The following is a 14,382-nucleotide window of genomic DNA, read 5'->3' on the forward strand; positions in this document are numbered from 1 at the left end:
GCGAGAGACGCCACGCGGAGTCGGCGATCGGGAGCTGTCGCCGCGTAACCGGTAGCGGCCTCACGGCGCCACCGACGGGTCAGGTCGCCGCTGCGCCGTGCACCGACTCAAGGCCGCCCCGCACTCGCGACGACGCCCACTCATAGGCCCGGGAACACCCAGACACCCGGCGCCTCGACGACCATCTCGGTGGCTGGGGCCATTCAGTGCGGTCTAGCCCCGCTTTGCTGCGGGTGGCGTGGTTCAGGTCGGGAGCGTGAGCGGGTCGCCCATGCGTGCGTACGACTCGGCGATGTTCCCGGCGAGGAAGCCGTCGCGGACGTCGACCGGTGTGTCGGCGAGTTCCTTCGCGTAGAACTCGACCGGCGTCAGGTTGCCCTCGAAGTGCGGGATGTCGGACGAGAACACCGCGACGCCGGGCAGCTTCTCGAAGAGCTCGAAAGGCAGTTGCCCCGGATTCGGCAATGGCGTGATGCGCACGTTGCGTTGCACGTACTCCGATGGCTTGAGCGGCAGCTTGTAGTCGTGCAGAAAGACCGCAGACTCCGCACTCGCGCGCCCGTCCATGTTGGCGACCGTGTAGGGGACCCAGCCCGTCCCGAGTTCGCAGATCAGCGCGGTGAGCTTCGGATGCCGCTCGAAGACGCCGCCGAAGACCATGGCGTTGAGGAACACGTCCGCCATCTGGTGCGTCTGGGCGGTCGCGATGCGGGCGAGCACGCTCGGGTCGACGGTGTTGGCGTAGCCCGGATCGAAGGCGGCGTTCGCCAGTCCGACGTGCAGGAGGGCGACCATGCCGAGGTCCTCGGCGGCCGACCACAGGCGGTCGTAGTCGGGGTGGAACACCGGCACACCGCCGACGGCCTCACTGGTGACGAAGAAGGCCCGACTGCCGAGCTCGCGCATGCGCCGTAGTTCCCCGACCGACCATTCCAGGTCGTCGAAGCGCAGCGACGTCACGGGCAGCAGCCGGTCGCGGTGGTCGGAGGTCTCCTCGGCGATGTGCGTGTTGATCGAACTCACCGCCAGCTTGCCGAGTTCCGCGTCCCGGATCAGCGAGGTGAGCACCATGCCCATGCTGGGGAGGATGTTCTGGATTGTGATCCCCTGCTGGTCCAACAGGCGGACCCGGGCGGCGGCATCGACCTCCTGCCACTGGGAGTGCCCGCCGAGGTTGAAGTCCGCCGGCCGGTCCTCCGGGAAGATCGCCCTCATGAACGGCGTCGTCATGTCCGACACCGGAATCCGCCGGTCCCGGGCCGCCGCCTGCCGCAGGGGGAACGCCGCGTAGGCGAAGTGCTCCGGTGTGTTCGGCGTGAACTCGGGATCGTCGTCCGGCAGCATCGCCGGCAGCCGGTCCCGCAGCTCCGGAAACCGGTCCAGCCAATCGCGAGCCGGTTCGAAGTGGGCATCGACGTCGATGACAACCATGAGCGTGCTCCTCAGTGGCGAAGTCTACGGAAAAGGCCCAGGTGAGTTCGGGCCTGGGTGTGCCTTGCCCGGCCATCGCCGGCTCCGCGTGCTCGCCGGACACCGCCTGGGCCGCGTCGTTCCCTCGAATAAAATACGGATTACACAAAAAAGGCAAGGGGCTTCGCGTCCCATCACCCCCGCGAGCCACCATCGGCAGCACCGCCGCCGTCCAACGCGACAGACTCATGGGCAGCCCACCGCCGGCCCGCCCGGGCCCCGGCCCCCGCGGGCCGGCACGGGGGCGGGCCAGTCCACCGCACAGGACCGCCGTGAGCTCCGGGTGGCGGTGCCGCGTCGGAACCGCTCGGCGGCTCCGGGCTCGCGAGCCGACACCACAGGATCTCGTCCGGCCCCCGCCGGGCCATGGGCGTCCGCGCGTCTCCTGCGAACGGGACAGGCGTCTACGCCAACGAAGCGCTGCTGAAAATCGGGTTCGTCGGCACCGCGAGGCCGCGCTTCGCCGTTCGGCCAGCCCTGGAGGTGTCTCCGGCGAGGGACTCGACCGCCGCGATGGTGGTGTCGATCACGACGTCGTAGAGGCGGTCGAAGGCACCGGGCAGCGCGCCGACCACCGCCGCCACCTTCTCCTTCTCCACCACATCCACTTCGTCGAGCGCCTCCAGCAAGACCGCGGACATCTCTGCGCCGGGGACGCGCGAGGCGGCCAACGTCGCCTGGCCCATGATCGTCGTGCCGATCAGAGCGACGGCCAGGGCCAGCTCCCCGTCGCCCAGCTTCAACGGCCGCAGCATCTCGGTCAGCAGGGTGAACGACGGCAACCACGCCGGTTGGCGAGTGGAAGCGATGTACGGCAGCAACTGTGGATAGGGCCGGAGGTGCTCCATGCTCAACAGCATCCAGCCGCGCAACTGCTCCTGCCAGGTCCCACCCGTCGGCTTGTCGAACCGCATGTCGGATGCCACTCGGTCGGCCACCGCGTGGAGCAGGTCGTCGCGGTCGGGGAAGTATCGGTACAGCGCCATCGGCGCCGCGCCGACGGCTTCCGACACCCGCTTGATCGTCAGCGGCGTACCCGGGGCCTCGTAGACCAGTGCCGCGGCGGCGTCGACGATCTTCTCGCGCGACAGTCGCGGCGGTCGGCCACGACCGCGCGTCGACGGGGCCCTTGACGGCTGAGTCATCGACGTCCTTTCACCGCGCTCTTCACCGGCGCCGAGCGCGTGCGTTCACAGACGACGCGCGGCCCGGATGTGTGCGCGAAACGTACCGGTGAGAACTCCGTGTTCCGAGACTGCATGCGCTGGCTATCGCAATTAGCGTACGGCATCAACAACGCGTGGCAACATCGCGCTATCGCATGCGTGTGACCTGCCCGACGGTGGCACCCACGTCGTGCTCCCCGCACGTGGGCCGTGTCCGGGCGGAACCGTGTGGAGACTCTCCGGGCGCGGTCGTCAGTTCAGGGTTCCGCCGGTGGCAGTTCCGCCCCCTGCATCGCGATCGAGAGCACGAGGCGAAGCACACCGGCTGCGTTTCCGGGAGCCTCGACTGCAGCCCTCCTCCGCGCGGCCCTTCGGGATGTCGATGCTTGGGTATCGCTGCCCCGAATCGGCGTTACCGGGGCGCTGAATCGATACCCGGCAGCAAACCACCGAAAGTGCCCGGTATGCCACGGCATCCAAAATAACTTACTCATTACATTAAAAGGCGACAGCAAGCAACGGCGACCGCTCCGGTTACGCTCCGGCGCCCGAGGTGGTCGACGTGCCGTCCGTGAATCCGCTCAAACGGAGATGGTCGGACCGTTGATCGGGACAAGCGCGAGGGGAATGCCGCATCCCGCGCGCCACATCCGTCATTCGTTCGCGGACTGCCGACGTTGCAGCCCCCAACTCCTTGGCAGGCATCGTGCTCCGCTTCCCCCCTGGTCGTCTCCCTCACTTCCTGCGCGGTCGTCGGCGCGCTTTCGCAGTGGTTGCGGCGACCGTTCTGGTGGCAACCGCCTGCGGGTCACCAGGGCAGCCAAGCCCCGACGCGCGGTCCACACCCGGAAAGGGCGGGGTGCTGCGTGTGGCGGTGCCTGCGGACCCGCCGGCGCTGGATCCGTTCACCACTCCCGCCTACGCGGTCGCCTACGGACACCTGCTCGCCGCGATCTACGACCCCCTGGTGTGGGCGGACCCCGCCACCGGCACCATCCGGCCGCACATCGCCGAGTCCCTCACCCCCTCCCCCGATGCACGCACCTGGACCCTCGTCATCCGCCCCGGTGTGGTCTTTTCCGACGGCCGGCCGTTCGATGCCGCTGCGGTCAAGGCGAACTGGCAGGTTCACGCGGATCCCGCCAACGGGTCCGCCGGCGCGATCGCCGCCACCGGCCTCAGATTCGCCGTCGCCGGTCCTCTTCGCCTCACCGTCGAACTGCCCGGTCCCAACGCGCACTTCGACCGTGCCGTCGCGAACAACCTGGCCTACATCGCCTCCCCGGGCGCCCTGACGGACCTGGTGTCCCTGCGCACCAACCCCGTCGGCGCGGGGCCTTTCGTCCTCGCCGGACGCGTTCCCGGACAACGGTTGACGCTGCGCCGGAATCCCCACTACTGGCAGCCCGGCCGCCCCTACCTCGATCAAATCGACGTCCGCGTCACCTCGGCAGAGAAGACCCCGGTCGGCGCGATGGCCGCCAAGGACTTCGACCTGACCACCCTCAGCGACCCGGTGCAGGCGAAGGAGGCGACCGACAGGAAGCTCGGCGTCCTTCCCCTACAGCTCAGCGGCGGCCTCATGCTCGTCTTCAACACCCGCAGGCCGCCGTTCAACGATGTGGCCGCCCGTAGGGCCGTCGTGGACAGCCTCAGCGTGGACGAGATCAACCGCCGCTTCTTCCAGGGCCTCGGCACCTCCGCCCGCGGGATCTTCGACACCACCTCACAGGTCGCCAACGGCCAGCTCGCGGCGCGCGACGACGACCCCGAAGCCGCCCGCGCGGGATTCGCCAAGCTCACCGCCGGCGGGACCCGACCTTTCCGCTTCTCCTTCGTCGTGGTGGGCGGCGGCCGGGACCCCAACTCCCAGGCCGCCTATATCCAGCAGCAGGTCCAGCGCTTCCCCGACGTCCACATGCAGATCGACGAGATCGACACCGCCACCCTCATCCGCCGCAGTGTCTCCGGAGACTTCGACATGGCCGTGACCGGCATGTGGATGAGCGACCCCGAACCGGTGTTGTACGACTTCCTGCGATTCGGCAGCCTCACCAACATCAGCGGATACTCCAACGCCGCGGTCACAGAAGCGATGAACACGGGCCGGCTGACGACCGACCCCGCCGCCCGCCGCGACGCCTACACCCGCGTCCAGATCCGGCTCAACGAAGACCTCCCCTTCTGGGTCTACCAAGAGGCCGCCAACACCGTCGTCTTCACACCCTCCGTGACCGGTGTCCAGCCCTACGGCGACGGCCTCGTCCTCTTCGATCGCATAGGCATGCGACGCTGACCTCCCGGTCTGCGAACGTGTCCGCCGGTAGGGAGCCTTGGACACGCCATACGCAGCGATATGCCTCCGGCCCACCAAGGGTCCGCGCGCACGTGCGAAGCCGCCCCCGCTGTCATTGACGAAATTCGCGGGCTGACGGGCACCGTCCCGCGACCCCTCGGGGGTCGCGCCGCCGCCCGAGCGGAGCGAACCGGCTCACGCCGAGCAGCCTGCGAGGACGGCCGTGGTCAGCCACACCGTCCCGCCGTACCGGGCGACGGCTCCTCGTCGGTCGCCTCCTCGAACAGGGCCCGGACCTCGTCCGCCGCGATCGCCGGGTCGGCGTTCGGAAACCCGCCGCCCACCGTTGCCGCGCGGCTCACAACCACCGGACGCGCCGACACCACGGGTCGCTTCGTCGACCGCTGGTCCGCACACCCCGCACGCGGCGCATCCAGCGGCGGACATCCACTCCGCGCCGTCCGCCGGCACCGCCCGACCCGGCCCGCATACGGGGCGGTTTCCCGAACGTCCGGTCGGCGGGGCGCCTCCGTCGCCTCGCCGGCCGGGCCCCACTGCCTGCGCCGGGCCCAGGGTTCGGCGACGGCACCGCCCCGAGTCAGTCACCGGCGCCTCGGGCGGCGGCGCCGCTCCCGGACCGGTGAAACCAACGTCGCCGGGGCAGTCCGCGTCGGTGATGCAGATGGCACCCCGGGACGCGGGAAAGGCACCCACCAGGTTGACGTCGAAGGCGCGACGGAACGCGTCCGCGGTCTCGTCCTCGACGGCCACGATGCGCAGGGCGGCGGCGTTGTCGACGAGCACGTCCACGCCGCCGAATCGGTCGACGGCCTTTCGACGACCGTGTTCCGGCTTGTCGGCTCTGACGTCATGGCGGACGTACGCGGCACGGCGACGGGGCCACACCCACGGCAGCACAAGGGCACCTTGGGGGGCCTCGCAGAGCAAGGGTCTTCATTTCGCGTATCACCTATGTTAATTTCTGCGCCCGTTCCTCTCCCGGAAGCGGCGCCTGCGCCGCTCCGATCGCTTCCGGCCCGAGTTCCGGGCCGACGGCTCACCCAATACGTGCGACGCTCGACGACCACACCGGTCGGCGGCCGTCACGCAATGCCGAGAAGAGGGCCCATGGCCGACACCGCCGACACCACCCAGTCGCCGGAAGACACCCCACCCGGGGCGGGCGCCGATCGTCTCGACGGCGCTTCCAAGTGGCGCATCGTCACCGTCGCCGCGATCGTCATCCTGTTCGCCGAAGTCGTCCCCCTCCAATACGCGATGGTCCTGCCCGCCGTGCAGAAGGTCGGCGCCTCCTGGCCGGAGGTGGGCAGCAACCTCAGCTGGATGGTCATCATCATCGCCCTGGTCGGCGGCGCGACCACCCCCATCGTCAGCAAACTCGCCGACCTGTACGGCAAGCGCCGCGTCATGCTGATGTGCAGCGTCAGCTTCCTCGTCGGATCCGTCCTGTGCGCCGTGACGGAATCGTGGACCCTGTTCCTGGTCGGCCGAGCGCTGCAGGCAACCGCCTTCGCGATGACCGCGATCGCCGTCGGACTGCTCCGCGACCTGTTGCCCCGCCGTTACGTCCCGGTCGCCATCGGCGCCCTGGCGGCCGGCTTCGGGTTCTCCGGCATCCTCAGCCCGTTCGTCGGCGGCGCCCTCACCGACCAGTACAGCTGGCGTTCGCTGTTCTGGTTCCTGGTCGTGTACGGAGCCGTCATCATCCCGCTCATGCTGCTGCTCGTCCCGGAGAGCAGCGTTCGGGTACACGAGAAACTGGACTGGCTCGGAGCGCTTCTCCTCGGCGGCGGCGTCGCACTCGCCCTCGTCTACATCAGCAACGGCCAGACGTGGGGCTGGAGTCGGCCGAGCGCCTGGGGATACCTCGCCGCCGGTCTGGCCGTTCTCGCCCTGTTCGCGGTGTGGGAGACCAAAACCCCCTCGCCGATGATGAGTCCGCGCCTGCTGCGTTCGTCCAAGGTCTCGATGGTGCTGGCCGTCGGGTTCCTGGCCAACGTGGTGATCGGCGGAATCGGCTACATCATCCCGTACATGGCGCAGACCGACGCCGCGGCGATCAAGGACCAGATCCTGGCGGGTGCAGCGGCGACCGCCGGACAGCCGGTGGAGGTCATGCGCCGGGTCATCACCTTCGAGGGAGACCTCGGCTACGCGTTCGGCTTCAGCCTCCTGGCGTTCGCGGCGCACATCACCATCGGCATGTCGGCCACCAGCATGGCAGCGGGGCCGGCCGCGGGGATGTGGGGCCGCGCCTCGGGATTGCGCAGCCCGCTCATCGCGGGAATGGCCGTAATGACGGTCGCCTCCGCACTGCTGGCACTGTGGCACGGGAACTGGGTGACCGTGCTCGTCCTCTACACCGTCTACGGCGTGGGCTTCGGGTTCTACTACTCCGCCGCCAACAACCTCATCGTCGAGGCGGTCCCCGAGCGCGAATCCGCCATCGGGGCCGGGATGTTGGCGGTCGCGCAATCGTTCGGGGCCGCGGTGGGAACCGCGGTCATCACCGCCGTCCTGTCCGCGCACACCTTCCGGATGGTCTCCCCCGGCCCGACCGGCCAGGGCACCGTGACCACCGACATCCCACAGGTTTACACCGACACCGGCTGGACGACGGCGCTGTGGGTCGTCGCCGCGGCCGGTGGTCTGGGCGCCGTGATCGCCGTGCTGCTGAAGTCCGGCCGTACGCCGGCAACAGGCGGCAGGGCGCCCGATGCTCCCTCCGCAATGGACGAGCGGGTCTCGGCCGCCTCGGGCTGACCTGGAGTGGCGTACCGACCGGGGATCGTCGGGACATCCGGCTGCCGACCGCGGCGCGTTCGACTTACAGTTCAGTCGTCGATTGCCTGGTAGAGCGTGGTCCAGAAATCCTGCATGGCCCACGCCGAGTCCGGAGCGGACATCCCGGTCTGGGTGAGCAGGATGCCGCCAAGCTGGTTGTGCAGGTCGGCGTAGGTCGTGGTGCCGGCTCCGCCGTCCCAACCTTGCCGATGGGCGCGTAGTCACCTCGGTAGGTGCGCGCCGTCATCCCGAAACCCCAGCCGCCGGTCTGCCCCTGACCGTGTGACAGATGGACGACGCTGGGCGCCCATGCCTGAAAGGCGGGCTGTCTGCTCGGGCGTGAGACGGTTGGTGGTCATCAACGCGACGGCCGGGACAGGATCCGCTCGGTGCCGTGCATTCCGTGGTTGAGTAGCATCCGGAAGTAGGCGTGGTGGTCGTCGACGGTCGAGTCGAGTCCGCCGCCACTGGAGTGGAACGCCGGAGGTCGCTTCGGGCTCGACGTACGCAGAACCCTCAGCGACAATCCGGCGGTTCCCACTCCGGGAAATCCGCTTGTCCCCGTACCGGGCCACGATCCACGAACCGGGGGTGACGTTCCGGGGCGAGGACTTCACCGGTCTGTTCCCGGCGCGAGGCGGACATGCCCGGTCACCCGGGCCGGCCGACTGTGGTTCTCGTACGGCCCGACCGGGATTCACCGGAACGGGCGAGCCATGAACCCCTCGTCCCCGGGCAGGAGACCCCTCGGGCGCAGGCCGGGTCCTCGGGGAAGAAAGACCCGGCCCGCGCCCCTACGAAGCGCGTGGCCCCCGAGGCGAAGTGGCCCGCGAACGCTACCGGCGCGCGCCCGTGGTGATCGCGGACGAACCCACCTCGGCGCTGGACGCCCGCAAGGAGATCGACACGTTCGCGCGCATCCGCGAACTCGTCGCCGACGGCACCATCGTCGTCCTGATCACCCACCGCCTCGCCTCGGTCCAACACGCCGACCACATCTACGTCCTCGACAAAGGCCGCATCGCCGAACACGGCACCCACCACGAACTCATGGCCGCGAACGCCATCTACGCGGACATGTTCACGCTTCAGTCCGAACAGTACGGCGCACACCCCGCCGGGGCCTCCGGCCCGGGCACGATCCCCACCACACGAACCGTCGCCGACGACCGAACGTCCGCCAACTCGTGAACACCCCACCCGGCGCGGACGCCCTTCGACGTGCGCCGCCACATCCCGGGCCTCGGGCGGGACGGTCGGCCTTCGCAGGCCGAGTCCGTCTCCCCCGACACGCTCCTCCGACTCGGCCACCCGCGGCAGTGAACTCGACAGCACCGAAACGCACGGCGCAAAGACGCCCTGCACCGCCCTGCGCCGCGACCCCGAACCCGGTGAACCCCGACGCGGCGGCGGGGATCGCGTCCCTGGCGGCCGCGCACGCCGACAGAACGTAGGAGCCCTCCATGCAGCCAGTATCCCGTGGGACAGGGGGCGCCGCCGGCCATAACACCCGAGCGTCCGAAGTCTGTTGAGCGGCGCGATACGCACGACCTCACCGGCCGGACACCGGCACAGGACGTCCACCCACGCAGACCACCTCCCCCGCACCGGGTTTCGAAGCCATGCCGGCGACAGGCCGCGAAGGAATCGACGCAACGGTCACGCACGGGGCGTCGCACGCACCCACACATTCGACAGGGCCTCACATGACCCACGCTCCATCCACCGCTTCGACGACCTGTCGCGGGTGCCACGGTCCCGCCACCTCCCCTCACCGCCTGTGCCCGCTGCGGCGCCGCCAGGGTGGGCCGACCCGACGGCCACGGCCTCTACGGCGTGCTCGACGACGACGGCGAGAGGCTTCTGTGCCACGAATGCGGCGTTCGAGCCGCCGGCCTCGGCACCCACATCCGCGTGCACGGGCTGACGGCCGAGGAATACCGCGCGGCACACGGACTGCCCCGCACCGAACCCCTGGTGTCGACGGCGGTCCGCCACAGACAGCGCGATGCCGCCCTGCACCGCATGGAACGCGACCGGGCGGCGTGGGCGCGCCTGGAGGCGGCCCGCAATCCACAGGCCGCCGTCGACGCCCGCACCATCGAGGCCCTGCGCGGCAACGCGGCCAGCCATGTCGGTCGATTCGTCGATCGAAAATCGTCGGGCGTGGCGGTGGCCGGCCCGCAGGCGCGGGAGCGTGTGCACGCGATGCGGACGCACTTGGAGGCCCACCACATCCGCCGAGCGACGCCGCCGTACCTGCCACGGGGAGGCATGCTCGCGCATGCGAGGCCGCCCCATCCGACGTCCCCTCACCACCGACGAGATCGCCGCCCTGAGCAACGCCGCCGATCGCGAGGAACTGGTAAGCCTGGCCCTGGAACTCAGCGCGAGCGGGGCGTCTCAGAAGGCGATCGCCGAAGCCGCGGGGATGAGCAGATCACGATGGCGACGTAACGCGGGTCGGCGGCCGGAATCCGGACAGTGAACCGACCGGTGTATGCGGTCACGCGGCGAAGGCGAGGGCGAGGCAGGCAAGGTGGCTGACATGTCTGCCCCGAGCGGGAGCGCGGCACCGCCCCGGGAGAGGTAGACGAACGCGTTGATTGGGGGCAGCCGGGATGTCTCGGACACCTGTGCTCAGCCATGTCATGAGTGCAGCAGCAGGTACTGAGAAAGCATGTGTTACCGGGTAAATAGGTAACTGTTGCGGCGCACAGCCAAGGGGATGAAAGTCGAAGCTCTCCACCGGAAACAGCGGGCCCGCAATCACGCGGTCACGCCTTCATGGTGAGCGTGTTCCCGGTACGCCGCCCGACGGCGGCGATGTTCGTGGCAGCGTTGCCGGTGGACTCGGCTTGACGGGGGCTCAAAGGGGCGACGACCTAAGGAACGCCGGAGCCGTTACTCGCCTCTCCCCACAGTGCGTCTTCCAGATCGAGGCTTCGGTGTCCCAAGCCGGCCGGGTGAAGACCCGGCCGGTTGAGTGGATCCCGCTCACCGGCGAGGGCACCACGTCCTGGCGCGAGCCGGCAAGGACACACCAACCGCTGATTCTGATCGGATCAACGGGGCCTCCGAGCTGGAACGCGTCAGTGACGGGGTTCGCGTTGGGCTTGAGGGGACGATCGGTGGTTCTCGGAAGAGGCGAGGGTGGCTGGGGCGGCACCGTGGCGGCGTTGGCGCCGGCTGTACTCGGTGATGGCCTGCCACAGGTCACGTCGGTCCATGTCGGGCCAGTAGCCGGGGGTGAAGCACAGCTCCGCGTAGGCGGCGTGCCACGGCAGGAAGTTCGAGGTGCGCTGTTCGTTGCCGGTACGCCACAGCAGGTCCACGTCCGGCATGTCGGGGTGGGGCAGATAGCGGGCGAAGTCGTCCTCGCCGAGGAGGTCGGGGTTCACCACGCCTGCTCGGACTGCCTGGGCCAGTGCTGCGGCGGTCCGGGTGATCTCGTCGCGGCCGCCGTAGTTGATGCAGACGGTAAGGGTGAGTCCGGTTCGGTTGCGGGTACGGTGCTCTTCACGTCTGAGGGCATGGACGAGGTCCTGGGGCAGTTTGTCGGGACGGCCGGACCAGCGCTGGCGTACGTCCAGGTCACGGAGGGGACCCTCGTCGAGTTCACGTTGGACTGTCTCCAGGATCGTGGTGATTTCTTCCGTGTCGCGTTTCCAGTTCTCGGTGGAGAACGTGTAGAGGGTCAGGTGGCGCAGGCCGATCTCCAGGGCGCCGTAGACCATTTCGCGCGCGGCGGCGGTGCCGGCGCGGTGGCCTTCGTGGCGGGGCAGACCGCGCTGCCGGGCCCAGCGGCCGTTGCCGTCCATGATGACCGCCACGTGGCAGGGCATCCGGTCGGTGGCGATCTGCGGGGGCCGGATGCCGTCGGGGTGCGGTGGCGGAGGTAGGAGCCCGGTGCCGTCGGCTGCCGGGGCCGGATCGCTCGCGTCCACCGCGGGAGGCCGAGGGCCCGGCACGGTCAGGGGGGTCAGGCTCCAGGCCAGGGCCGCGCGAAGTCGGGCGGGTACCAGCACGCGGGTGCGGGCCCGGATGGAGGGGCGCGGGGGGCGTGTCAGCAGGGTGGGGCCGGCCGCTTCGATGGCGTCGAGTTGGAGGCGCATCAGGCCGGCCGCCGTGTCGAGTACAACGGCGGTGCCCGGGTGCATTCCCCTCGTCATGGCGGGCCTGGTCACCCGCCGGCGCGCCAGGGCCGTCAGCTCGGCGATCAAGGCCGCCACGGCCGGACTCCAGCGTCCCTCGACCAGATCCGCCTCTGCGCCGGGGAAGGGCTCCAGCGCCTCCTGCGGCAGGAGCAGGTGGCCCTCGGCGAGATCGGTACTCAGGTCGGTGAGGACGTCGGTGAGTTGGGCGCCGTCGATGAAGCGCTCGTAGTCGGCCTGCCGGTCCAGTCGTAGCGTCATCGGCGCACCGGCCTGCTCGCACAGGTGCCGGACCTGGTCGACCCAGGGCACGATCTCTTCGTTGCACCAGGCCCGCCACGCGGCCCAGTCGGGAAAGCGCAGACCGTGGGCGTCGTCCCGCGTCCTCGCCATCGCGCCCTGCAGGCCGGTCAGGTCCAGACGCCACCGCCCCGCCGTGTCCACCAAGGCGTACCGGATCGGATCGGCACTCGTGCCCACTCCCAGATCGTGCTTCAGTGCCATGGTCCACGCTTCGACGCGCGCCGCGCGCTCGGCCGGCCCCGCGCCGCGTTCGTCCGCCAGGTCGTCAAGGACGCCGGCAGCCGCCCACAGGGCCCAGCACGCCGGGCGCAGGATGGCCGGCATCAGCTGGACGAGGGCGTGGATCCCGGGATCGTGCTGTCGCGTGACGCGGCGGCACAGCCGGTACGCCGCCCGCAGGGCGGGGTCCTCACCCTTCGGTGGATGGGGGGTGGCTCGACCGTTATCGGCGTACATCGCCGTGCGGAGGGGTGCGGAGGTGGGCTGCGGGTTCGTGCGCATCTCGAGAACCAGGACCTCAGTGTGCTTCCGTGTCGGATGCCGTGGCCGATGGTGCGGCAGCTCGGCGCGGCGAGGAAAGGGACAAGCCGCTGTTCGCGGATTCGGGCTCGGGGGGCTGTGCGTCGACGGGCAGGGTGCTGCGGGTGCTGCGGCGAAAGCCCATCAGGGCGATCAGGGCCGCTGCCGCGAACCAGGTGAGCTGGATGGCCAGATGGCGCGGTATCGCGTTGGTGGAGAATCCCGCCGCCGTACCGGCCTGCATGGCCCCGTAGGAGGGCAGGTAGCGCACGACCGGGTTGTCTGCCCCGGAGCTCGTGATCGGGTTCTGCAGCGCGAGGTCGATGATGCTGGTCATCACGATCGCGAACATGCCTTCGACCTCTCGTCGCAGCACCGAGCCGAAGCCGACGCCGAGGGCGCCGTAGGTGAGACCGGCGGTGAACAGCGAGGCCGCGAGCAGTAGAGGCTGCCGGGGTGTCCAGGCCAAGCACGTGACCGCAGTGGCGTAGGTGGCGACCGTCGCCGAGATGAGCGCCAGTGCGGTGACCTTGGCCAGGACGAGGTGGGTGCGGGGGTAGCCGGCCATTGCCAGGCGGCGGTCGAAGCAGTTGCTGGAGAAGGTGGCGGCGAACATCATGAAGCCGGTGATCAGGGTGACCGCGTTGAGTGCGCCGCTGATCTCGGTCAGTTCGTTGCCGTGGGGCGCCAGCGTTTCCCCGGTGGCGCGCAGCCGCATGGGTGCCGGGGTGTCGGGCATCGCCAGATAGGCAAGGGTCGTCCACAAGGGGACGAACAGGGTCACGAGGGCCATGGCGAACCGGTTGCGGCTGTGCTCGGTCAGCGCGAACCCTGTGGCGAGTGTGAACCGGGTCAGGTGGAACCTCACGCCGTCACCGCCTGGTCCGCGCGGAGTACCCCGCCGTCCAGACGCCACAGTTCGTCCAGGCGCTCGGTGTCATACGCCAGGTGGGAGACGACCAGGACGGAGCGTCCCGCGTCACGCAGCCGCACGGCGAGATCCCAGAATCGCTGGTAGGTGTCCCAGTCGAATCCCTGATACGGCTCGTCCAGCAACAGCACCTGTGGATCGTGTATCAGCGCCAGCGTCACGTTCAGCTTCTGCCGCGTCCCGCCGCTGAGGATCCCTGCCCGCTCGTCGGCGAAACCGGCGAATCCCAGCACGTCCATGACCTGTTCGGCATACCGCAGATCGGTCAGACGGTAGGCCCTCTGGAAGAACCTCAGGTGCTGCCGGACGGTCAGCGCGTCGTTGAGGACCACGTGCTGCGGGCAGTAACCGAACCGGCCACCATGACCGACCGTGCCGCGCGTGGGCCGTAGCTCGCCGGAAAGGATCTTCAGCAGCGTTGATTTGCCGGCGCCGTTCTCCCCGACGATGCCACACAGCGTCCCGGCCCGAAGCCGCAGGTCGACACCACGCAGGACCGTACGCCGACCGTAGGCATGGTGCACACCCTGGACCTTCATGCCCGCTCCTCCCCACACGCCGGAACCGGCCCCGTGTCGACTCCACAACGACCACGGGGCGGGAACGACACGTTTCCCGTGACCATGGCGTGGCGGACGACGGCCGGGGCCTGCCGAGAGGGCGCCCGATGGCCCGGATGGTCGACTGCCGGGCGCGCCCCGAAGGCATCCGACGACGCCTTTCGGCGGAGGCCCCCTG

At 69.6% G+C, this 14,382-nt stretch carries 10 protein-coding genes and 2 pseudogenes; 4 read left to right on the forward strand and 8 right to left on the reverse strand.

Annotation, left to right across the window (positions count from 1 at the left end; translation table 11 throughout):
* Positions 1 to 243 precede the first annotated feature (243 nt).
* Both ACZOOI_RS30410 and ACZOOI_RS30415 read right to left on the reverse strand, forming a co-directional pair.
* Positions 244 to 1,431 carry an amidohydrolase family protein gene (locus tag ACZOOI_RS30410; RefSeq protein ID WP_465282783.1) on the reverse strand — a complete coding sequence of 396 codons (1,188 nt, stop codon included), beginning with the start codon at positions 1,429 to 1,431 and terminating at the stop codon, positions 244 to 246.
* 443 nt (positions 1,432 to 1,874) lie between these two features.
* Positions 1,875 to 2,615 carry a TetR/AcrR family transcriptional regulator gene (locus ACZOOI_RS30415; protein WP_465282784.1) on the reverse strand — a complete coding sequence of 247 codons (741 nt, stop codon included), beginning with the start codon at positions 2,613 to 2,615 and terminating at the stop codon, positions 1,875 to 1,877.
* Positions 2,616 to 3,504: 889 nt separating this feature from the next.
* Here ACZOOI_RS30415 and ACZOOI_RS30420 point away from each other — a divergent pair.
* On the forward strand, positions 3,505 to 4,932 hold the full coding sequence (locus ACZOOI_RS30420) for an ABC transporter substrate-binding protein (RefSeq protein ID WP_465282785.1): 1,428 nt from the start codon (positions 3,505 to 3,507) through the stop codon (positions 4,930 to 4,932).
* A 227-nt stretch (positions 4,933 to 5,159) separates the two neighbouring features.
* On the opposite strand, the gene ACZOOI_RS30425 is transcribed toward ACZOOI_RS30420, so the two are convergent.
* Entirely contained in the window at positions 5,160 to 5,294 is a 135-nt protein-coding gene (locus ACZOOI_RS30425) for a hypothetical protein (RefSeq protein WP_465284218.1), read from the reverse strand.
* A 331-nt stretch (positions 5,295 to 5,625) separates the two neighbouring features.
* Positions 5,626 to 5,850, reverse strand: a pseudogene (locus ACZOOI_RS30430) (SDR family NAD(P)-dependent oxidoreductase); the annotation flags it as partial.
* Between the two features lie 210 nt (positions 5,851 to 6,060).
* Here ACZOOI_RS30430 and ACZOOI_RS30435 point away from each other — a divergent pair.
* Entirely contained in the window at positions 6,061 to 7,716 is a 1,656-nt protein-coding gene (locus ACZOOI_RS30435) for an MFS transporter (protein WP_465282786.1), read from the forward strand.
* A 71-nt stretch (positions 7,717 to 7,787) separates the two neighbouring features.
* On the opposite strand, the pseudogene ACZOOI_RS30440 reads toward ACZOOI_RS30435, so the two are convergent.
* Positions 7,788 to 8,227 (reverse strand): annotated as a pseudogene (locus ACZOOI_RS30440) (serine hydrolase); the annotation flags it as partial.
* Positions 8,228 to 8,559: 332 nt separating this feature from the next.
* Here ACZOOI_RS30440 and ACZOOI_RS30445 point away from each other — a divergent pair.
* Positions 8,560 to 8,928, forward strand: coding sequence for a hypothetical protein (locus ACZOOI_RS30445; protein ID WP_465282787.1), 369 nt, complete (start codon positions 8,560 to 8,562; stop codon positions 8,926 to 8,928).
* Positions 8,929 to 10,021: 1,093 nt separating this feature from the next.
* A complete protein-coding gene (locus tag ACZOOI_RS30450) occupies positions 10,022 to 10,225 on the forward strand; it encodes a hypothetical protein (protein ID WP_465284219.1) in 204 nt (67 codons plus the stop codon).
* Positions 10,226 to 10,829: 604 nt separating this feature from the next.
* On the opposite strand, the gene uppS is transcribed toward ACZOOI_RS30450, so the two are convergent.
* From uppS to ACZOOI_RS30465, 3 genes are all read right to left on the reverse strand, one after another.
* Positions 10,830 to 12,518: a polyprenyl diphosphate synthase gene (uppS, locus tag ACZOOI_RS30455; protein WP_465282788.1), complete on the reverse strand. Its 1,689-nt coding sequence runs from the start codon at positions 12,516 to 12,518 to the stop codon at positions 10,830 to 10,832.
* Positions 12,519 to 12,711: 193 nt separating this feature from the next.
* The gene (locus ACZOOI_RS30460) at positions 12,712 to 13,581 is read right to left on the reverse strand and encodes an ABC transporter permease (protein WP_465282789.1); all 870 of its coding nucleotides are present in this window, start codon (positions 13,579 to 13,581) and stop codon (positions 12,712 to 12,714) included.
* The gene (locus ACZOOI_RS30465) at positions 13,578 to 14,183 is read right to left on the reverse strand and encodes an ABC transporter ATP-binding protein (RefSeq protein WP_465282790.1); all 606 of its coding nucleotides are present in this window, start codon (positions 14,181 to 14,183) and stop codon (positions 13,578 to 13,580) included. Before ACZOOI_RS30465 ends, ACZOOI_RS30460 begins: the two co-directional genes overlap by 4 nt.
* Between the last annotated feature and the right edge of the window lie 199 nt (positions 14,184 to 14,382).

It is taken from the genome of Embleya sp. L77, assembly GCF_055557415.1.